Below are 20,351 nucleotides of genomic sequence, written 5' to 3'. Positions count from 1 at the left end.
TATAGGCGCCCACCACCGCTCTCGTGCCGCATCGCAACATGCACCTCGAACTCGATCCTTCTCATACCCAGCGTACGTTGGTCGACCAGATCGTCCAAGGCATTCGTGCGGCGGTCGACAACCATACTCTGCTGCCAGGCACGCGGCTGCCGTCCGTGCGCAAGCTGGCCCAGGCTCACGATGTCAGCACCTTTACGGTGGCGGAAGCCTATACACGGCTGGCGGCGCTCGGCGCCATCGTGGCGCGGCCGCGCTCGGGCTACCTGGTGGCGGCGCGCACCCCCACCCAACCAGCGCCGGTAGCTCCCCGCTGGGAGCCGCCCACACTCAACGCTGCGTGGCTGCTGTCGGATGTGTTTGCCGATCGCTCCATCGCCATCAAGCCCGGCTGTGGCTGGCTGCCGAACGACTGGCTGGACGAGCGCGGCGTGCAGGAAGCCATGCGCGCGGTGAGCCGTGTTTCGGCGTTGCGGGTGGCGGGCTACGGACATCCATGGGGCTATGCGCCCTTGGGTGAATACGTGGCGCAGTCGCTTGCGCTACGAGGGCTGCCGGTGGAACGTTCGCAAGTGCTGCTGACCAGCGGCGCCACGCAGGCGCTCGACCTGATCGTCCGCACCCTGTTCAAAGCCGGCGACGTCGTAGCCGTGGATGATCCGGGCTACTGCAACGTGCTCCAGGTGCTCAAGCTGGCCGGCCTGCGCGTGATCGGGGTGCCACGCACGCCAGAGGGGCTCGACACAGCCGCATTGGAAACCATCCTGCGCGCCGACGATGCCGACCGGCCGCGCGCCCTGTTCACCAGCTCCGTGCTGCAGAACCCCACCGGCTCCTCGATGACGGCGCAGAACGCCTATCGCGTGCTGCAGCTCGCCGAGCAACACGGCCTTTGGATTGTCGAAGACGACTTGCACCGCGAACTGGCCGACCCCGCCGCACCGATGCTGGCCTCGCTCGACGGCCTGCGCCGCACGCTGTACGTGAGCGGCTTCTCCAAGACGATCTCGCCTTCATTGCGCGCGGGCTATGTGGTGGCCGACGCCGCCATCACGCGCGAGCTTGCGCGTACCAAGATGGCCGTGGCGCTCACCTCGTCGGAAATCACGGAGCGCATCGTGCACGCTTTCGTCACGCGCCCCGTCTATGCCGAGCATGTGGCGCGGCTGATTGCACGACTGGGAGAAGCGCACACGCAAGTCGAAGCCCTCATGCGCCAACATGGTGCTGAATTGTTCGATACACCAGGGCGCGGCCTCTTCCTGTGGGCCCGGCTGCCGGGCCACGCAGATGCCTCTGCGCTGGCCAATCGGGCCATCGATCACAACATCTGGCTTGCACCGGGACAGTATTTCCGGCCGCATGACGAGCCCAGCCCGTGGCTGCGCTTCAACGTGGCCTACTCCGCTGAGCCGGCGCTCTGGGAATTTCTCTCGCACGCGTAATGGTGCTGCCCTGCATGCGTCGCAATGACGTATTGCATGCAATCAATCACGTGACTGGCACTCAAACGTGAAATCGGCGTAACCGGATGGTGGCAGCGTCACACAAGCGCGACACGATGCGCTGTCGCCTACCGTTCTTTTGCGCCGTACCGATTCCCAACGCCACCTGCAGCCCAACCTGCACAAGGAGTGCCATGGACATCAAAACCGTCCGCGAAACCGCGTTCGCAATGCCGCTCACGAGCCCCGCATACCCGCCAGGCCCGTACCGCTTCATCCACCGCGAATTCTTCATCATCACGTACCGCACCGACCCGGCCAAGCTGCGTGCCATGGTGCCGGAGCCGCTGGAAGTGCCCGAACCGCTGGTCGCCTACGAGTTCATCCGCATGGCCGATTCCACCGGCTTTGGTGATTACACCGAGAGCGGCCAGGTGATTCCCGTCACCTACGAAGGCAAGCCCGGCACGTACACGCTGGCGATGTATCTGGACGACCATCCGCCCCTGGCCGGCGGCCGCGAGATGTGGGGCTTCCCGAAGAAACTCGCCTCGCCCAAGCTGGTGACCGACAAGGACACGCTGATCGGCACGCTCGACTACGGCCCCGTGCGCGTGGCGACCGGCACCATGGGCTACAAGCACCGTGAGCTGGATCTGGCAGAGCAGAAACGCCGCCTGGAGCGCCCAAACTTCCTGCTCAAGATCATTCCGCACGTGGACGGCAAGACCGCGCGCATCTGCGAGCTGTCGCGCAATTACATGATCGACATCGACATGAAAGGTGCATGGACCGGCCCCGCGTCGCTGGAACTGGCGCACCATGCGCTGGCACCCGTGGCCGAACTGCCCGTCCTGGAGATTGTCGAAGCCCGGCACATCATTGCAGACCTGACCCTTGGCATGGGCGAGGTCGTGTTCGATTACCTCGCGCAGTAACGCCTGCCCGACGCCATTTTTTCCGTCAACCCTCGGAGTACACACATGTCTGATTTGAAAGGCAAAGTCGCCGTCGTCACGGGTGCCGCCAGTGGCATCGGCAAGCAGATCGCCCTCACGCTCGCCAATTCGGGCGCGGCCATCGCCATCGTTGACCTGAACGAAGACGGCGCCAAGGCCGTCGCCAAGGAAATCACCGATGCAGGCGGCAAGGCGATCGGCCTGCGCATGGACGTGACCGACGAACAAGCCGTGGACAGCGGCATCGATCGCGTGGCTGAAGAACTCGGCTCGGTCGACATCCTCGTCTCCAATGCCGGCATCCAGATCGTCAACCCGTTCGTGAGCTACTCGTTTGCCGACTGGAAGAAGATGCAGGCCATCCACGTCGATGGCGCGTTCCTGACCACGCGTGCAGCGCTGCGCCATATGTACAAGGACGACCGCGGCGGCGTGGTGATCTACATGGGCTCGGTGCACTCGCACGAGGGCTCGCCGCTCAAGTCGGCCTACGTGGCGGCCAAGCATGCGTTGCTCGGCCTGAACAAGGTGCTGGCCAAGGAAGGGGCGGCGCATAACGTGCGTTCGCATGTGGTGTGCCCCGGTTTTGTGCGCACCCCGCTGGTCGAAAAGCAGATTCCCGAGCAAGCGAAAGAACTCGGCATCAGCGAAGAGGACGTCGTGAAAAAGGTCATGCTGGGTGATACCGTGGACGGCGTATTCACCACGGTGGAAGACGTGGCCGAGACGGTGCGCTTCCTGGCCACGTTCCCGAGCGCCGCGCTGACCGGCCAATCGTTCGTGGTGAGCCACGGCTGGTTCATGCAGTAAGTCTGAGCACACGCAAGGAGGTTGGAGGAGATATGCCCGCACCCAAACTACGCGTGGCCGCAAGCAAGCGGCCCACGCCGGCAGAATCGTCGCGCCCGGCAGATGCGCCGCTCACCACGGCTCAGCGGATCGTGCTGCCCGCGTACGAGAACATTGCGCTGGTGCTGCAAGGCGGCGGCGCGCTTGGCTCGTACCAGGCCGGCGTGTTCGAAGGGCTGGACGAAGCCGGCATCGTGCCGAACTGGATTGCGGGCATCTCCATCGGGGCATTGAATACGGCCATCATTGCCGGCAATGCGCCCGAGCATCGGCAAGCGAAGCTGCGTGAGTTCTGGCAGATCATCACGCAGCCGACGTTCTCGCCGCCGCTGCCTGACATCCTGGAAAACGCCTGGTTTGACGGTAACGCGCATCTGCGTAAATGGCTGACCGCCATGCAGGCGGCAGACACGCTGCTTGAAGGCCAGCGTGGCTTTTTTACGCCGCGCTTTCCTGCCCCGCTTCCCGCCAACGAAATCGACCCGCTCGAAGCCAGCTATTACGACACCACGCCGCTCAAGGCGACGCTGGAACGCCTGTGCGATTTCGACCGCATCAATGACGGCGGCATTCGCGTGTCAGTGGGCGCCGTGAACGTCCGCACGGGCAACCTGGAAGCCTTCGACAACACCGAGCGCCGCCTGCGCGCGGAGCACTTCATGGCATCAGGCGCGCTGCCGCCGGGCTTTCCGCCCGTGCTGATCGACGGCGAGTATTACTGGGACGGCGGTGTGGTCTCCAACACGCCGCTGTCGTATGTGCTGGGCTCCAAGCCGCGCCGCGACACGCTGGTGTTTCAGGTGGACCTCTGGAGCGCGCTGGGCCCGGTGCCCAATACGATGATCGGCGTGGCCAGCCGCCAGAAGGACTTGCAGTACTCCAGCCGCACGCGGCTTACCACCGACTGGATGGAGCGTTCGCAATCCACCCGCCGGTTGATACGGAAGCTGCTCGATCATCTTCCGCCCAAGGAGTTCGAGCGCACGCAGTGGTACAAGCACGCGCAGGAAATGGCCTGCACCAAGCGCTACAACGTCTTCCACCTCATCTACGCGGCCAAGGAACACGAAGGCCCCGGCAAGGACATCCAGTTCGGGCCGTCCACCATGCGCGACCACTGGGCCTCGGGCCTGGCCGATATTCGCGAATCGCTCTCGCATCCGGAGTGGCTGGAGATGCCCGATAACGACACGGGCTTCGTCACGCACGACATCCACCGCCATCCCGGCGTGGAGCGGGAAGACAAGCGGCTCTGAGCTGTTCGCCGCTGAATCACCCGAGTTGCGCTATTTCTGTGCGGGCGGCATGTGCAATGCAGTCGACAGCGGCGGCCGCGGCAGCGCGGCCGTCCATGCACGGCGGATCACCGCGCTGATCTGCTTGTAGACCTCTTTCGAGATCACGGTTTCGGCCAGCATCGTGTCGATCTTGCTCTGGCCGATGTAGAGCGCGAACAGCACGAGCAGGCGCTTTTCCAGAGCGGCGCTGTAGTCGCCAAACTTTCCGCGCAGCTCCGCCAAGCCCTCTTCCGCCGCCTCGATCCGGGCAATCAAGACGCCGTCGAGCAGGTCTGCCATGCGCTCGCCCAGCACGGGCTGCAGCGATGCACGGTTGTACGCGCGCAAGCGCTCCAGCACCGTCTGGCGGCAAATAAGCAATTCAAAGCGATCGGCCAGCGCGTTGGCCAGTGGGCGGTCGATATGCACCACGCGGTGCAGCCAGACCGCGAACCGGTAGCCGGCGTGCTTGGCCAGGATGCGCCGCGATGCGCGCTTGTAGCCCAGGCGCCCCTCTGTGCGGGCCGCGTCGATCATGTCCGCGGTGTTGCGCATCATCGCGTCAAGGTTCCGGATGGAGACAAGGCCGTTGCCGTACTCGGGAATCAACTCGCGCTCACGCGTGGCGAGTGAAACGAGGCCGATGGTCAGGCGCTCGCGTTCGGACAGCGCCTCCTCAAGGTTCAGCTCGACCGCGCCGGCCGCGACCTCTCGCCGATACACCTCCGCAGCCTGGTCCGTCGCGCCCGAGGTGAAATGAAAGTGCCCGCCGATGCGGCGCATGGTCGATTCCACTTCCTCTGTCGACATGTTCAGCGCCTGGCCCTGCAGGGCCTGCTCTTGGGACGACAACTGATCCAACCCCAGCTGGCGCATCACCCAGCGCAGCGTGGCGCCGTTGAAGAGCACGCTCACCAGAACAAAGCCGGTGGCCAGGATAGTGACGAAATGGCGATCCGCCTCGCGCACAGCCTGGTTCTCCGCCACACCCAGCGCCAGCACCAACGTGACGGCGCCACGCAGGCCGCCCCATGCAATCGCGAGCTTGTAGGCATGGCTGACCGGCGCAGAGAGCTTGAGCCACGCGAGCGCGGGCAACAGGCCAAACAGCACCGCAAGACGCGCCGCAAGCGCGGCCAACACAATCACCGCCAGCCACAGCGCGTCTTTCCCCACCACGCCGTGCAACAGCTCCGGCACGCGCACCGCAGCCAGCAGAAAGACCACCGCGCCGGCCAGCGCTGCAATCTGCTCCCAGATGAGCTGCAGGTGTGACCAGTTGCGCGGCGTGAGGCGCGTGCGCCCCAGCGCGCCGATCACCAGCCCCGCGCACACCACCGACACTACGCCCGACACGCCCAGCACGTTTTCGGCCACGAGATACAGCGGATACGGCAATGCCAGTGTCCACGCGGCTTCGGCTTGAGCAATGCCGCGCAGCGCGGGCAGCAGAAATGCGGCGATGCGCCCGGCAACCAACCCGAACACCACGCCGCCACCGAACGCCTTGGCCAGTTCGCGCAGACCGGTGCCAACGGAGGCATCACCGCCGTTTCCCGTCAGCATGGCAAGCAGCACGCCCATGATGGCAATGGCTGCGGCGTCGTTGAGCAGCGCCTCACCCTCCACCAGGCGGATCAGCCGCGCCGGCGCGCCCACGTCGCGGAACACCGCAATCACGGCAGAGGGATCCGTCGTGGCAATCATCGCGCCGAGCAGCAGGCACGTGACGATGCCGAACGGCGTGACGGCGGCCGCAGCGAGTCCGATCACGCCCGTGGCAACCACCACGGCCACGATGGCCAGCATCAGGATCGGCGCGGCATCCGGCGCCATGCTCCGCACATCGACCGACAGCGCCGCCTGAAACAGCAGCGGCGGCAGGAACAGCCACAGGTACGCCTCTGCCGGCCAACTCGGATCGACGAGCGGCGCGAAGAACGTGGCCGCAAAAGCAGGCGCGCTGCTGCGCAAGATGACATAGGCGCCGCCGATACCGATGCCCGCGAGCGCCAGCAATGTCGATTCCGGCAGCGTCAGGCGCGAGGCCAGCATCTGCACCAGCGCCACCACGGCGAGCAAACCGCCCGCCACCAGCAACAGGATGACGACGCCGTTCACGAGGCGGTCTCCCGCACAGCCAGCCAATCCGCGCGTTCGGCATCGGTCAGATCCGGCACGACCGCAGTGCCGGTTTCGGCGGCGGCCACGGCAGCTTCAAGCACGGCCATGACAGCCACGGCCTGCACGGGCGGGACAGGGTTTGCTCGCCGGCCGAGGATGGCGTCGCGCACTGCGGCGTAGTAGGCGCGCTGGTCGCCCGCCGGCGTTGCGATGCTGGTTTCGGTCGATGTTGCGCCGTCGATCAGCAGGCCTGCGTCATCGTCCACGCCCCAGCCTTGCGCGCCAGGTTTCATGCCGGCAAGCAGCTGCGCTTCCTGCTGATCAATCCGGCGCTTGATGAACGAACCGCGCGTGCCATGAACGACCCAGCGCGGCGAGCCGCCCGCCACCAACATGCTCGCGTGAAGCACGGCGCGCCGCTCGCCCATTTCCAGGACGACATGCGCCCAGTCCGGCGTTTCAGCGCCTGGCCGCTGGCGTGCAAACGAAGCGCTCACCGCATCCGGCAGGCCAAGCAGTTGCAGCGCCTGGTCGATCAGGTGCGGGCCAAGATCGAACCAGATGCCCGTGCCCTGCCCCGCCTGCTCGCGCCAGCGGGCGCGCACCTGGGGGCGATAGCGGTCGAAATGCGCCTCGACGTGCATGGCTTCGCCAATGGCGCCACCCGCAATCGCGGCTTGCACAGCGAGGAAATCGCTGTCCCAGCGGCGGTTCTGGAAGACCGACAGCACGCGCCCCGCCTCACGCGCCACCCGAGCCAGATGCCGCGCCTCTGCCAGCGTGACGGTAAACGGCTTGTCCACGACGACATGCTTGCCGGCGCGCAACGCGGCTTCGGCCAACAGTGCATGACGGTCGTTGGGCGCAGCAATGACGACGAGGTCGGCTTGCGCATGCGTGGCCGCCGCGTCGGGCGTGCAGACCACGACATTGGGCCGATCCGCACGCACGGCGTCTGGCCGGTTGGAACCGATGACCTGCAAATGCAGCCCGGGCGTGGCGTCGATCAACGCGGCGTGAAAGAGCTTGCCGGCGTAGCCGTAGCCCACCAAAGCGGCTCTCAATGGCATTTGATGTGATGAAGGCGACATGTATAAAAAATGGCAGAAAGCAGGCGAATGAGACGCTCGAGGCGCAACTTGGTGCCCAGAATCTTGCGGTGAGCCATGAAAAATTGCCGGTCACAAGATTGGCAAACGTTGCCCATCGTCAAAAAGCGGTTTTAACTCTCTTGTAAATAGGAATTGTTCTCATTATTATCTGCGCCTTCACATTCTGAAGGCGCCAACCTCGGGGGAGGAGTCGCGCTGTCCTTTTTCACTTTACGGGAACTGCAATGCCGCCGAAACGTTTGTGCCTGTCTCTGGCCGTCCTTGGAACGCTGCCGTTTGCCCAGGTGGCAACTGCCGCCGACACCGTTGCCGCAGCCGACGCCGGCACGTTGCCGACTTCCACGGTCAAGGGTACGCGCAGCAGCACCAGCTACGACACGCCCATCGCCAACACGGCCACGAAGATTCCTGTGCCGCTGCGCGAGATTCCGCAGTCGGTGAACGTCGTGCCGCGTGCAGTGATCCAGGACCAGGGTGCGCTGTCGATCAACGACACGCTGCGCAACGTGCCGGGCGTGTCGGCATCGCTGGGCGATGCGCAGCGTGATCAGGTGACCATTCGCGGTTTCTCGTCGATCAATGACCAGTACGTCGACGGCCTGCGCGACGACTCGCTCTACTTCCGAGATCTGTCCAACATCGACCGCATTGAAGTGCTGAAAGGCCCGGCGGCCGTGCTGTATGGCCGTGGCTCATCCGGCGGCATCATCAATCGCGTCACCAAGAAACCGCTGGCGACGCCGCTGGCAGAGGTGGGCGTGGTGGTAGGCACCGAGCGCCAGAAGCGCGCGGAGTTCGACCTGAACACGTCCATCAACGACGACGCCATCCGCGCGCGCATTACCGGCGCGGTCGAGGATTCGGGCGGTTTTCGCAACGACTACTTCCTGCGCCGCCAGGCCATCTCGCCGTCATTTTTGTTCAACCTCGCGCCGGATACCAAGCTCACGGTGCAGTTCGACTACCTGCACGACAAGCGTGTTGCAGACCAGGGCGTGCCGTCGTACCACGGTCGCCCTGTCGACGTACCGATCGAGACACGCTATGGCTCCGCCAATGCCGCAGCCGGCAATGTAGAGTCCACCGTCAAGAGCGTGACCGGCACGCTGGACCACCGCTTCAACGACAAATGGTCGTTCCACAGCGTGGTGCGCAACTACGAATACTCGCTCGGCCGCAACAACTACACGACGATCAGCCGCGTTACCGATGGGCCGATCCCGACCGTCACGCTGGCCGTCAACCAGCGCAACCGCAGCGATCGCGGCACGCTGTGGCAGAACGAGCTGACGCAGAAGGCCGAGACCTGGGGCATCCAGCACACGCTGCTGTACGGCATCGAGCTGGGTTACCAGGACAAAAGCGACCGCGTGGCCGCTGCGCCGGGCAGCACGACGTACAACCTGTTCAACCCGACGCTGCAGGTGTTGCCGACCGTACCGGGCAACGCGGTGCCGACCAACTACGGCCTCTCGCACAACGAGACGTATGCGGCGTACGTGCAGGACTTGATCAAATTCTCGCCGCAATGGACGGTGCTCGCCGGCCTTCGATATGAAATCCTCAAGCAGAGCCGCGACGACCTGACCGCGCGCAATGTCGATCTGTCGCGCACCGACAAGCCGGTCAGCCCGCGCCTGGGCGTCGTGTATCACCCGATTGAGCCGCTTTCGCTGTACGCGTCGTACAGCCGCTCGTTCCAGCCGCTGGCCGATAGCTTCACCTTCTTCCCCAACAGCGGCGCGCTGGCCCCGCAATCGACAACGAACTATGAGATCGGCGCCAAGTACGACCTCTCGGCCGGTGCAAGCGTGACGGCCGCGCTCTTCGACATGAAGCAGACCAACCTGACTGCGGCAGATCCGGTCACGCTGCTGGGCGTGCCCATCGGTACGCAGCGCACGCGCGGGCTGGAGCTGTCGTTCACGGGGGAGATTGCGAAAACCTGGTCGCTGATGGCGAGCTATGCCTATCTGAATGGCCGCCTGGAAAACCCGAACGACCGCAGCGGTGGCGTCGCCGTCAATGGCAACCAGCCGTCGCTCACGCCGCGGCATAGCGGCTCGGTGTGGCTCAAGCACGATCTGCCGAACGGCTTCTACGTGGCCGGTGGCGTACGTGCGGAAGCAGCACGTTACGCATCGCAGTACAACGTAACGACGCTGCCCGGTTACATGACCGTCGACCTGGGCGCCGGCTATCGCAGCAAGCATCTTGATGTCACGCTGAACCTGCAGAACCTGTTCAACCGCGCGTACTACGTGTCGGCGCACGGCGGCGCCGAGAACTACAACATGCCCGGTGCGCCGCGCATGGCGCTGCTCGGCGTGCGCTACAAGATGTAAGCGTCGAACAGGCAAACGGGCGAACCGGCGATGCTGCGACGGGTGCTCTTCCGCGTGCACTGGCTGATCGGGTTGTCAGCCAGTGTGGTGCTGGCCATCGTTGGCGCCACCGGCGCGCTGATGGCCTACGAAGACGAACTGTTGCGCGCGCTCAATCCCGGTGTGCTCAGCCTGCCCGCGCGCAGCGCCCCTGCACCGACGCTGCCGCATGTTGCTGCGCAGGCGCGCGCTGCCATGCCGGATCGCCCCGTCACCTTCATCACCGCCGCATCCGACCCAACCCAGCCGTGGCGTGTCTGGTATGCCTGGCCGCCGGGCAAACACGGCGGCAGCAGCCGCGGAGAGCTGCGCTACATCGATGCCGCCACCGGCACGTTGCTGCCCGAAGCTCGCGGCCAGCGCTTCTTCGCCACCGTCAAGCTGCTGCACCGGACATTGCTTGCGGATGAGATCGGCAAGCAGATCGTAGGGGCGAGCACGATTGGGCTCGTCGTGATGACGCTGTCGGGCCTGTACCTGCGTTGGCCGCGTCGCGTCACGAACTGGCGAAGCTGGCTCGTTATCCGATGGAGCCGCGCGGGCCGCATCCGCTGGTGGGACGTGCACACCGTCATCGGCACGCTCGTGCTGCCGCTGTATTTGCTGGCTGCCTTCAGCGGGCTGTATTGGGCGTATGACTGGTACCGCGATGGCCTGCAGCGCTTGACCGGCATGCCGGTCATGGCCAAGGCAAAACCCGTGGAAGGCCAGCGACAACCGCTCGGAAGTGCGGCATTGGAGCGCACCTGGAACGTTTTCCTGGCCAACGCGTCGAACTATGGAACGGCCACCCTCCGCATCGACGATGCCCTCACGGGCAAGGTCGATATCAATTGGCTCCCGGCCAATGCCCCGCACGACCGCGCCTTCAACCGCTTGACGCTGGACACCAGCACCGGCGCAGTCCTCCGCAACGAATCCTTTGCCGACAAGCCGCCGATGCAACGCCTGCTGGCCGGTATGTTGCCACTCCACAATGGACGCTACTTCGGACCGATCGGCGTCGTGCTAGTGTTGATCGGAGCGTTGATGCTGCCGGTATTTGCGGCAACCGGGTGGTGGCTCTACCTGGATCGGCGCCGACGCGCGCAACCGCAGCGCAAACACGCATCCGCAGCGACACGTCCTTGCTGACAACGTAAGGGGGTCGACGCGATGTCGGGCGCCTCAACACAACAAGGACAACACCATGGTGATCGAAAAATCCCGAGACCTCTGCCTGCGCCCGCTCGAGCGCAATGACCTGCGTTTCGTACACGAGCTGAACAACGACGCCAAGATCATGCGTTACTGGTTCGAAGAACCGTACGAAACCTTCACCGAACTCTCGCAACTCTACGACCGCCACGTGCACGACCAGCGCGAGCGCCGCTTCATCTGCGAGAGCGATGCCGGTGAAGCCGTGGGCTTGGTCGAATTGATGGAGTTGAACTACATCCACCGCCGCGGCGAATTCCAGATCATCATCGCGCCCGGTTGGCAGGGTCACGGCTATGCGTCCACCGCGACGCGACTTGCCATCGACTACGCATTCATGGTGCTGAATCTGCACAAGCTGTATCTCGTTGTCGACGTGGTGAACGAACGCGCGATCCACGTGTACGAGAAATGCGGCTTCCAGCGCGAAGGCGAGCTGATCGAGGAGTTCTTCAGCAACGGCGCGTATCACAACGCGCTTCGCATGTGCGTGTTCCAGCGCGACTACGTCAAGTCGATCCGCAGCGCCAGTTGACGCACAACAGCGAGCCCTACGCCGTGCGCAGCCACGCATGCAATTCGCGCTGCCCGACCTCGGTCATGTTCAAGGCCCGCGAATGCTTTTGCCGCGCCAGCCACCCCAGCGCGATGCAGCGCTCCGCCACGGCGGCCCCGAGCGCGCCCGCAAGATGCGGGCGGCGTTCACTCCAATCCATGCAGCCGTAAGCGAAGCGGCGTCGGCCGTTGCGCAGTGCATTCACGTCAACGCCGATGGCTGCCAGAGCCTGTTCACCTTCGGGCGTGACGTCGTAGGCGCCGTGCGTTGCATCGAGCTGCGTCAGCCAGCCGCGCGACAGCAGCTTCTCCGACACCTCGGTGCCGAGCTGCCCGGCCAGGTGGTCATAGCACAGGCGCGCCGCACGCAGGTTCTCAGGCACGGTCGAGCGTCGTGGGTCGGCCGGTTTTTCAGGCGCGACCACCAGCAGCGATTCGATCATCTCCGCCACCGCCGGAGAGCGCAGCCCGAAGTATTTGTAGCGCCCGCTCGACAACGAGGTGATGAGCGCATCGGCCTCAAGCCGGCGCAAGTGCGCGCTGGCCGTGGCCGGCTCCACGCCCGCGCCGTAAGCCAGCTCCTTGGCGGTAAGCGAGCGGCCTTCCATCAACAGCAGCAGCATGCGGATGCGGGTCGGATCGCCAATGGTGGCGGCCACGCGGCCGATGTCCGGCTGGGTTGTCGATTCAGTGGCTGGAGAAGATGCGGTCATGGTTCGATGGAGACCAAACTGTTGGCGCGTGACACGCGGGCGGGCAGTCCAGACAATGGGGGCCATCTTACTCCCGCGCCCCACGCTGATGACCGCCCTCGACACCGCCCCGCCCGCCGACGCGCTGCAAGCCATCGTGCATGCCGACCCTGCCCCCTACTACGCCGAACTGGCCGCCAGGCGTCCGTTCTTCTTCGATGCGGCACTCGGCTGGTGGGTTGCCGCCAGTGCTGAGGCCGTCGATGCCGTACTGGGGAGCACCGCGTGTCGTGTACGGCCTCCAGAAGAGCCCGTACCCAAGGCCGTGGCCGCAACGCCCACCGGCGCATTCTTTGGCCGCCTCGTGCGCCAGATCGACGGACCTGACCACAGCACGCGCAAGGCCAAGGTAATGGCCGCGCTGGGCCGACTGGATGTGTCTGCGCTGGCCGGCCACGCGCAGCGGCATGCGCGCACTGCGCTGCCCGACGCAGCGAGCCTGGATGCTGCGCTGGATACCGATGCTCACTTCCGCGTACCGCTCGCCACGATCGCGCAAACACTGCTGGGCGACCACGCCGATACGCCTGCCTGCCAGGCTGACACTGCCGCGTATCTGGCGGCGTTGGGCCCGGGCGCCAGCGCAGCCGCCGTTGCGCTGGCTGATGCCGCCGTCGACCGCCTTCAGCGCCGCTTTGCCGCCTCCCCGCTCACCGGCGGTAGCGATGACGGCGATGCCGAGATCGCCAATCTCGCCGCCCTGCTCGCGCAAACCTACGACGCCTGCGCCGGGCTGCTCGGCAACTGCATCGTCGCGCTGTCGCGGCAAGCTGGCTTGGCGACCCGGCTGCGCGTACAGCCGCACGCCATTGAGCCCTTCGTGCGTGAAGTTCTGCGCCGCGATGCCCCTGTGCAGAACACACGCCGCTTCGTCGCACACGATGTCGGGCTGCTCGGCCAGTCGCTGCGCGCGGGCGACAAGATCCTGGTGCTGCTGGCCGCTGCCAATGTGGATCGCACAGCCAATCCGGACCCACTACGCTTGGACATCGACCGCGCAGAGCCGCGCCTGTGGACGTTCGGCGGCGGCGTGCACCGCTGCCCCGCCGATGCATTGGCGACCACCATCGCGCGCGAAACGGTGCTGCATCTGCTGAGCCTGCCGGATGTCGATCGGTGGCTTGCGGGCCTTGGCGAGGTGGCGTATCGCCCGTCGCCCAATGCGCGCATTCCCAGCTTTCAAGCTTGAAGTTGCACCCACGAAGACATCACGAAGACACCCCACAGGAGACTTGCCATGATCGCCGTCATCTTCGAAGTCGAACCCGCACCAGGCCAGCGCGATACCTACCTCAACCTGGCCGCACGTTTGAAGCCGTTGCTCGAGCAGGTCGACGGCTTCATCTCGGTGGAGCGTTTCCAGAGCATCACGAACCCGGACAAGATGCTCTCGTTGTCGTTCTTTCGCGATGAAGAGGCCGTGAAGGCGTGGCGCAACATGGAGCAGCACCGCGGCGCCCAGCACGCCGGCCGCGACCATGCGTTTGCGGACTACCGGCTGCGCATCGCCCACGTGGTGCGCGACTACGGCATGACCGAGCGCGACCAAGCCCCCACCGACAGCCGCGCCGAGCACGTTTGAGCGCACCGCACTGCGCTCGAACATGGCCCGGTGTGACGCCTTTTACGCTCACCGGGCACCACCTTTGCTTAGTCAGTTAGAACCCGCACGGCCAAGCGCGCCGCACCACGGCATCGGCAGGCCCTCCGTGCGCAACGATTGCAAAGGAATTGTCATGTCTACCGCTTTTCATGAAGCTGAACGTGAGCCGCAAGTCGCTCCAGCCCGCACCGTTCAGAGCCCCGTGCGTTATGCCGTGGTCGGCGCCGGGTGGATTTCGCAGGCGGCGTTTCTGCCGGGCGTAGCGCAGAGCGGCAACTCCGTCGTCACCGCGCTGGTCACCGGCGATGAAGCCAAGGCCACGGCGCTGGCCGACCGCTACGGCATCGAGCACGTCCACGGTTATGCCGACTACGACCAGTTGCTCTCCTCCGGAGATATCGACGCGATCTACCTGGCGCTGCCCAACGACATGCACCGCCAATACGCCCTGCCCGCCCTGCAGCGCGGCATCCATGTCTTGCTTGAAAAGCCCATGGCAACCAGCGAGGCGGATTGCGAAGCGATGATCGAAGCGGCCCGCAACGGCAACGCAAAGCTGATGATCGCCTACCGGCTGCACTTTGAGCCCGCCACGCTGGCCGCCATTGAACTCGTACGCGCAGGCAAGCTGGGGCGCATCCGCGCGTTCTCGGCCATGTTCAGCCAATCGGTCGCGCCGTCCAACCACCGCGCCAGCCACGGCTATTGGGCCGGGCCTGTGTCGGACATGGGCGTGTACCCCATCAACGCGGTGCGCAATCTGTTTGGCGAAGAGCCGGTGGAGGTTTCCGCCTGTGGGGTGCGCGACCCCGAGCTGCCCTTCAATTTTGATGACACCGTCAGCGTCACGCTGCGCTTTGCCGACCACCGCATCGCCCAGTTCGTGGTCAGCTATAGCGGCGCCAGCATGGACCAGTACCGCATCCTCGGCACAAAGGGGGACCTGGAAGTCTCGCCCGGCTTCATGTTTGGCGTGGGGTTGAAGTACCGCGCCACCATCGACGGCAAGACGCACGAACAAGCCTTCGACGCCACCGACCAGTTTGGCGGCGAGCTGCAGTATTTCTCCGATTGCATCCTCAACAACCGTGAGCCTGAGCCCAATGGCGAGGAAGGCTTGGCCGACGTGCGCGTGCTGGCCGCCATCGAGCGCGCGCTGGAATCCGGCCAACCGCAAAACCTTGGGCCGTTCCAGCGTCAGGGCCGCATGGAAACCGCGCAGGTGCGCAAGCTCCCGCCCGTGCCCCCGCCGGAACTGGTGGACGCGGCTGAACCCAGCAAGGGATAACGATCAGGGAAAGAAAAACGCCCGCAACGAACGGCGGGCGTGGGATTCAGGATTTACAGCTTGATGCGCTGGACGGCGTCTCGCATGCGCTTGCGGATCGAGACATCCGAATTGGTGTTGCTGCTGGAGCCGTCGGTTTCCATGGCGTTATCGCAACGCCATTCCGTGGCTTCGCCGTTGTCGGTCAGCGCACAGACGCGGTGGGTCCAGCGGTCCCACACGAACACGTCGCTCCCGGCTTCGCCAGAGAGCAGCGGCTCAAAACGGTACATCCACAAGTACCCGACACCCAGCAGGGTGACCAGAAAGATCGCCATCCAGGACGCTTTGATTCGGCGCCACATTCTCATTTCTCCTCGTGGAGCCGCTGCGCCGGACGCGCCTGGCAGGGCGTCGCTGGGCCAAAAGCGCATTGCTCCGAGGGGCAAATCGTAACATGGGGCACCCGTGCCCCTGCCCAAGCGGGGCCGTCAATGCGGCAGTGCCGCAACACACTCGCCCGCTATCGGCGCCCTATCAGGCCCTATCAGCGCCCTCAATTGAAGACGTCCTGGCGGTAGCGGCCGGATTGCATCTGCGTCGTCAACCAGCCTGACGCGGTCTCAAGGTCGCTACCGTAGCGCGCCTGGTGCATGCGGATCAGCGTGTCGCGCACCGCCGGTGCCATCGCACGGCCGTCGCCACACACGTACAACGTGGCGCCGGCATCGAACGCCGCCCATACGGCTTCGCGCGCGTCCCAAAGCGCATGCTGCACGAAGCGATGCGGATGATCGGCCACGCATGAATGCGCCGCGAAAACGCGCACCACGCCTGCGTTTTCCCACGCGCGCAAGGTGTCGCGGTAGAGGAAGTCGTGCTCGGGGTGGCGGCAGCCGAAGCACAGGAGCGACGTTGCCACCGCCTCCCCTGCCGCCTGCTGCGCGGCGCGCTCCTCCAAGAAGCCACGGAACGGCGCGATGCCCGTTCCGGCGCCGATCAGCACCATCGGCTTACCGGCATCGGCATCGGGGGCAAACGGCGGGTTGGGCGTGCGCACGGCGGCGGCGATCTCCGCGCCTGCACGCAGCGTCATCAGGTAGTTCGATGCCGTCCCGCGATACGTGCCGACTCCAGACCATGCCGGCCCCGACACCGTGCCCACCGTGAGCGCTGCCACACCCGGCGACACATGTGCCGACGACGCAATGGAGTAGAAGCGCGGCCGCATTGCGCCAAGCCGCGCGAGAAGCGCCTCCAGCGTCAATTCAATCGCGGGGAAGCGGATCAGCAGGTCAAGCACGCTCACGTGCGCGGCTTGAATGTCCTGGTCGAAGCGCTTGGCCGCTTCGTCGCCCTCCAGCCAGACGGCAAGCTGACCCCGCGTGAACGGACAGCGCGTGGCCGCATGCAGCGCGGTGATGTCGCGCACGGTGGCGGTGTCCTGCAGCTCGACGAAATCACGCAGCAGCTGGCGCACGGACACCGCCTGGTTGAGCGGCAGGTGCCGCACGTGAGCATGGCGCGCGGTCAGCGTGACGAGCGCGTCGCCCTCCAACCCGAGTCGCACGATGGCCGCGTCGACACGGTCGTCGGCATTGCGCGGGTAGACGGCGAGGTGGTCTCCGGTGGCGTAGGTCACGCCGTCGGGCAACCGCACGGTGAGGTGACGCGTGGGGCCGCGCGGGGCTTCCTGCGTGAAGTCCCAGAGGCCGGTGGGGTCGCTGACGAGTTCTTCGTTGGCGAGCACCGTCATCGCACGTGCGGCGGGCGGCAGCGTAGCGGCGCGTACGGCATCGGGAGCGAGATACTCGACGTGGACGGAGGACCCATCGGCTTGTGCCTGGCGGGCACCCAGGGCGCTCCACAGGCTGCGCGTCCAGCCATCGACAGCGGCGTCGAAACCGGCGTTTCCATCAGCCTCGCCGCGCGGCACGATGGCGTGTGCGCCGGCTGCAGAAAGCATCGCTTCCACCCGCTTCGGAAACGCCTGGAACGCGGGCCATTGCGAGTTGCCGCAACCAAGGACGGCATAACGCAATCCTGTTGCCTGCCGCGTGAGCGCATCAGCGGCATCCAGGCGCGCCTCCAGCGTGCGGGCGCTATCCGGCGCGCGGCCGTTGTAGGTGGCGGCCACCACGATCAGCACGCCCTGCTGCGGCAGCGCGTCGGCAATCGTGTCCAGCGGCGCGACCTTGGCGTCGAAGCCGGCGCGCGATGCGGTGGCAGCAAGCTGCTCAGCGATGTCCTGGCAAGTGCCCAGGCTGCCGCCGTACAGCACATGCATCGGTTCGCCACCGCCGGCAAGTGCGGCCTCGGCGTCGTCTTGCGGGACCACCTCTGTGCCCGAAGGCATGGCGATCGACAGCCGCTCCCGCGCGTTGCGCAGCCGCGCGCGCAGGCGGAAACCGTCCGGTTTGAGCGTCAGCGTTTCCTTGATGTGGAAGCCGTAATCGTGAGGGTCGGACAACGCAAAGCGCTGCAGGATCACCGCCAGCGCGAGCTTGGCTTCGGTCAACGCAAACTGGCGGCCGATGCAGGCACGCTCGCCATTGCCGAAGGGCTTGTAGGCGTGCGGGTGCAGCTTGGCTTCGTTCTCAGGCAGGAAACGGTCGATATCGAAGACTTCTGGGCGGTCCCACACCGCCGGGTCACGGTGCAGGGCCAGCAGCACGGTCACCACGCGCTGGTCCTTGCGGATGGCGTAGCGACCGCCAATGCGCGTGTCTTCGTAAGGCGCCACGCCAAAGCTCGGGGCAGTCGGCCACAGGCGCAGCGTTTCCTTCAACACGCGCTCGATCACGTCGAGCTGCGCGAGGTGCGCATACTGCGGCACGGTATCGCCCGGCAGCACGCGGTCAACCTCGGCATACGCCTGCGCCAGCACCGCCGGATGGCGCAGCAGCATGTAGAGCGCGAAGGTCAGCAGGCCGCTCGTGGTTTCATGCCCTGCAATCAGGAAGGTGATGACCTGGAAGCGGATGTTCGTGTTATCCAACGGCTCGTCCGACACCGGATCGCGGGCGTTGAGCATCAGCCCGAGCAGGTCGCTCGCGCCGATGCCGCCATCTTTTGCCTGACGGCGTGCTCGAATCACCTCGTCCACCAATTGGTGCATGGCAGCCACGTCGTGCTCGAACCGGCGATGGTGCTCGCGCATGAAGCGATCTTTGAGCGGCAGGCGCGTGAGCTTGCCCATGGCTTCGGACAGCACGCCCACCATGGCCGCCAAGAACGGATGCAGCTCCGGCGTGTTGAACGAATCGAAGCGGTATCCGAAGCCCGCCAGCGAGATGGTGTCGAGCGTGAGCCGCGTCATGTCGTCGGCCACGGGGATATCGGCGTCGGGCCCCTGACGCGCCCATTTGTCGGCCAGCGCATTGGCTACTTCGAGCATCACGTCGAAGTAGCCCTTCATCGCGCGCTGGCTGAAGGCCGGCAGCAGAATGCGATGCGCCTTGCCCCAGTTGGGCTCGTCCTCATGCGCGGTGAAGAGGCCATCGCCCGCCCCCGCCCTCAGGAACGACAGCGGTGGCCCGATCAGCTTGCGAAAGCGCGTTTCGTCGCACAGTTCGGCCACCAGATCGGCGGAATAGACAAACGGCACGCGCCGCCCGGCAAAGTCGAGTTGGTACAGGCCTTGGGGAAACTGCCGGCTGGTTTCCAGAAGTGTCTGGGCCAGGCGGTCTTTGGGAAGTTGAAGCAGGTTGCCCAGCCACGGCAAGCCCTTGGGCTGCGGGATGGGCGCCGCCGTTGCGGGCGAAACATTGGCGGGTAACTCGGAGGCGGAACGCATGCGCGGTCGACTGCGAAAATGGATTGTCCGCCAATGTACGCGCCGCCCCGCTCGGTATCAAACAAAGTCGCCATGTTTGAATGCAGGCCCCTAAAAGTGAATCGGGCGACCCGTAGGCCGCCCGATCTGAGGATGACGTGAAGCGTGGAATCAGCGACGGCGCGGCTGTGGACTGAACGGCGCGTTGACTTGCGCTTCGAGTTCGCGGATCTGACGCTGCAATTCGTCGACGCGGGCGCGAGCGGCGCGGCGTTCGATATCCAGCGCTTCGGCCTCCGTGCGGGCAGTCTTCTGCCGTTCCTGCGCCTGGGCCTGCTGCTGACGCTGGATGTCCAGGTCGGTCTTCAGACCACGGAGCTTTTCCTGCTGGGCGGCAATCTGGCGCTCGGAACGCTCTTTCTGGGCTTCCAGGCGAATGCGCTGCAGTTCCAGATCGGCCATCGTGCGAGTCTGCTTGGCGAAGTCGTTGTACAGGCGCTCAGCAGAGGCTTCGTTGGTGGTCTTGATGACACGCCAGAGGTCCTTCTGTTGGAACAGCGTGACGTAGTAGGTCAGGTCACTCTGGGCAAACAGCAGGCTGGCACCGTAGGCGCCGTTGTACGTGGTTCGCAGCTCCGACAGTTCGTGCGCCTGCATGCGCTGTTGCAGCTCGAATACGGCGCTGCTCGGGGCCGGAGCGCCGGTGCGGGCCGCGCTGCCGGGCGTGGCTGGGGCACTGGCGGCGGGTGCCGTTGCCGCCGGCTGGCCAACCGTGGCCGTCAACGCCGGCACGGGCGCGGCGGCGGCAATCGGTGCAATGGCGGTGGGCGGTGCAGCCGGACTCTGCGCCACAGCCGAAGTACAGGCGGTCATACCGGCCATGACTGAAACCGCGGCCGCGATGGCCAATCCCCTCTGAAACGCCTGGTGCGACGCTTTCCCTGATTGTTTTTGTGTTCTCATCTCGACCCTGTGGATTCTGCGCAGGTGTTGCAGCCGAAAACTATACGCGATCCGCCTCCCCAAGTGGCGCGCCGGACGCCCGCCGCGCAGGA

General features: G+C 65.4%; 16 protein-coding genes. 10 read left to right on the top strand and 6 right to left on the bottom strand.

The genetic code is table 11. The features are described 5' to 3' along the window. The first annotated feature begins 38 nt into the window (after nucleotides 1-38). The 4 genes from ACTJK4_RS10265 (at nucleotide 39) to ACTJK4_RS10250 (ending at nucleotide 4,506) form a co-directional block, all read left to right on the top strand. Nucleotides 39-1,442 carry a PLP-dependent aminotransferase family protein gene (locus ACTJK4_RS10265; protein ID WP_440817872.1) on the top strand — a complete coding sequence of 468 codons (1,404 nt, stop codon included), beginning with the start codon at nucleotides 39-41 and terminating at the stop codon, nucleotides 1,440-1,442. Between the two features lie 194 nt (nucleotides 1,443-1,636). Further along, nucleotides 1,637-2,380, top strand: coding sequence for an acetoacetate decarboxylase (locus tag ACTJK4_RS10260; protein ID WP_232039684.1), 744 nt, complete (start codon nucleotides 1,637-1,639; stop codon nucleotides 2,378-2,380). A 45-nt stretch (nucleotides 2,381-2,425) separates the two neighbouring features. After that, entirely contained in the window at nucleotides 2,426-3,211 is a 786-nt protein-coding gene (locus tag ACTJK4_RS10255; protein ID WP_009240666.1) for a 3-hydroxybutyrate dehydrogenase, read from the top strand. A gap of 32 nt (nucleotides 3,212-3,243) precedes the next feature. Beyond that, nucleotides 3,244-4,506, top strand: coding sequence for a DUF3734 domain-containing protein (locus ACTJK4_RS10250; RefSeq protein ID WP_232039685.1), 1,263 nt, complete (start codon nucleotides 3,244-3,246; stop codon nucleotides 4,504-4,506). Nucleotides 4,507-4,536: 30 nt separating this feature from the next. Here the strand turns inward: ACTJK4_RS10250 and ACTJK4_RS10245 are convergent, their stop codons facing one another. Together ACTJK4_RS10245 and ACTJK4_RS10240 are read right to left on the bottom strand one after the other, a co-directional pair. Continuing rightward, nucleotides 4,537-6,648, bottom strand: coding sequence for a cation:proton antiporter (locus ACTJK4_RS10245; protein WP_322018826.1), 2,112 nt, complete (start codon nucleotides 6,646-6,648; stop codon nucleotides 4,537-4,539). Next, entirely contained in the window at nucleotides 6,645-7,721 is a 1,077-nt protein-coding gene (locus tag ACTJK4_RS10240; RefSeq protein WP_440817869.1) for an oxidoreductase, read from the bottom strand. Before ACTJK4_RS10240 ends, ACTJK4_RS10245 begins: the two co-directional genes overlap by 4 nt. A gap of 266 nt (nucleotides 7,722-7,987) precedes the next feature. Between ACTJK4_RS10240 and ACTJK4_RS10235 the strand changes: the two genes are divergently transcribed. Genes ACTJK4_RS10235 through speG form a run of 3 tightly spaced genes read left to right on the top strand, consistent with a single transcriptional unit; the run spans nucleotide 7,988 to nucleotide 11,879 of the window. Next, entirely contained in the window at nucleotides 7,988-10,108 is a 2,121-nt protein-coding gene (locus tag ACTJK4_RS10235; protein ID WP_440817867.1) for a TonB-dependent receptor, read from the top strand. 30 nt (nucleotides 10,109-10,138) lie between these two features. After that, complete coding sequence (locus tag ACTJK4_RS10230; protein WP_440817865.1) at nucleotides 10,139-11,281, top strand: PepSY-associated TM helix domain-containing protein; 1,143 nt, start codon at nucleotides 10,139-10,141, stop codon at nucleotides 11,279-11,281. Between the two features lie 55 nt (nucleotides 11,282-11,336). Beyond that, nucleotides 11,337-11,879, top strand: a complete 543-nt coding sequence (gene speG / locus ACTJK4_RS10225; protein ID WP_440817863.1) for a spermidine N1-acetyltransferase — start codon at nucleotides 11,337-11,339, stop codon at nucleotides 11,877-11,879. A gap of 16 nt (nucleotides 11,880-11,895) precedes the next feature. Here speG and ACTJK4_RS10220 read toward each other — a convergent pair whose 3' ends face one another. Further along, complete coding sequence (locus ACTJK4_RS10220) at nucleotides 11,896-12,612, bottom strand: ArsR/SmtB family transcription factor (RefSeq protein ID WP_232039691.1); 717 nt, start codon at nucleotides 12,610-12,612, stop codon at nucleotides 11,896-11,898. Nucleotides 12,613-12,700: 88 nt separating this feature from the next. On the opposite strand from ACTJK4_RS10220, the gene ACTJK4_RS10215 reads away from it, so the two are divergent. The 3 genes from ACTJK4_RS10215 (at nucleotide 12,701) to ACTJK4_RS10205 (ending at nucleotide 15,542) form a co-directional block, all read left to right on the top strand. Next, nucleotides 12,701-13,840 carry a cytochrome P450 gene (locus tag ACTJK4_RS10215; protein WP_440817860.1) on the top strand — a complete coding sequence of 380 codons (1,140 nt, stop codon included), beginning with the start codon at nucleotides 12,701-12,703 and terminating at the stop codon, nucleotides 13,838-13,840. A gap of 48 nt (nucleotides 13,841-13,888) precedes the next feature. Then, on the top strand, nucleotides 13,889-14,233 hold the full coding sequence (locus ACTJK4_RS10210) for an antibiotic biosynthesis monooxygenase family protein (protein WP_260801606.1): 345 nt from the start codon (nucleotides 13,889-13,891) through the stop codon (nucleotides 14,231-14,233). 154 nt (nucleotides 14,234-14,387) lie between these two features. Next, entirely contained in the window at nucleotides 14,388-15,542 is a 1,155-nt protein-coding gene (locus tag ACTJK4_RS10205; RefSeq protein ID WP_232039694.1) for a Gfo/Idh/MocA family protein, read from the top strand. Between the two features lie 53 nt (nucleotides 15,543-15,595). Here the strand turns inward: ACTJK4_RS10205 and ACTJK4_RS10200 are convergent, their stop codons facing one another. The 3 genes from ACTJK4_RS10200 to ACTJK4_RS10190 form a co-directional block, all read right to left on the bottom strand. Continuing rightward, complete coding sequence (locus ACTJK4_RS10200; protein WP_004627354.1) at nucleotides 15,596-15,886, bottom strand: hypothetical protein; 291 nt, start codon at nucleotides 15,884-15,886, stop codon at nucleotides 15,596-15,598. A gap of 191 nt (nucleotides 15,887-16,077) precedes the next feature. Continuing rightward, on the bottom strand, nucleotides 16,078-19,317 hold the full coding sequence (locus tag ACTJK4_RS10195) for a bifunctional cytochrome P450/NADPH--P450 reductase (protein WP_440817857.1): 3,240 nt from the start codon (nucleotides 19,315-19,317) through the stop codon (nucleotides 16,078-16,080). A 150-nt stretch (nucleotides 19,318-19,467) separates the two neighbouring features. Then, complete coding sequence (locus ACTJK4_RS10190) at nucleotides 19,468-20,259, bottom strand: DUF2968 domain-containing protein (RefSeq protein ID WP_440817855.1); 792 nt, start codon at nucleotides 20,257-20,259, stop codon at nucleotides 19,468-19,470. Nucleotides 20,260-20,351 lie beyond the last annotated feature (92 nt).

Source organism: Ralstonia sp. 22111, assembly GCF_052045895.1.
GTDB classification, from domain to species: domain Bacteria; phylum Pseudomonadota; class Gammaproteobacteria; order Burkholderiales; family Burkholderiaceae; genus Ralstonia; species Ralstonia wenshanensis.
The sequence above is the reverse complement of the archived record's forward strand: the minus strand, read 5'-3'. Positions and strand labels throughout refer to the sequence as shown.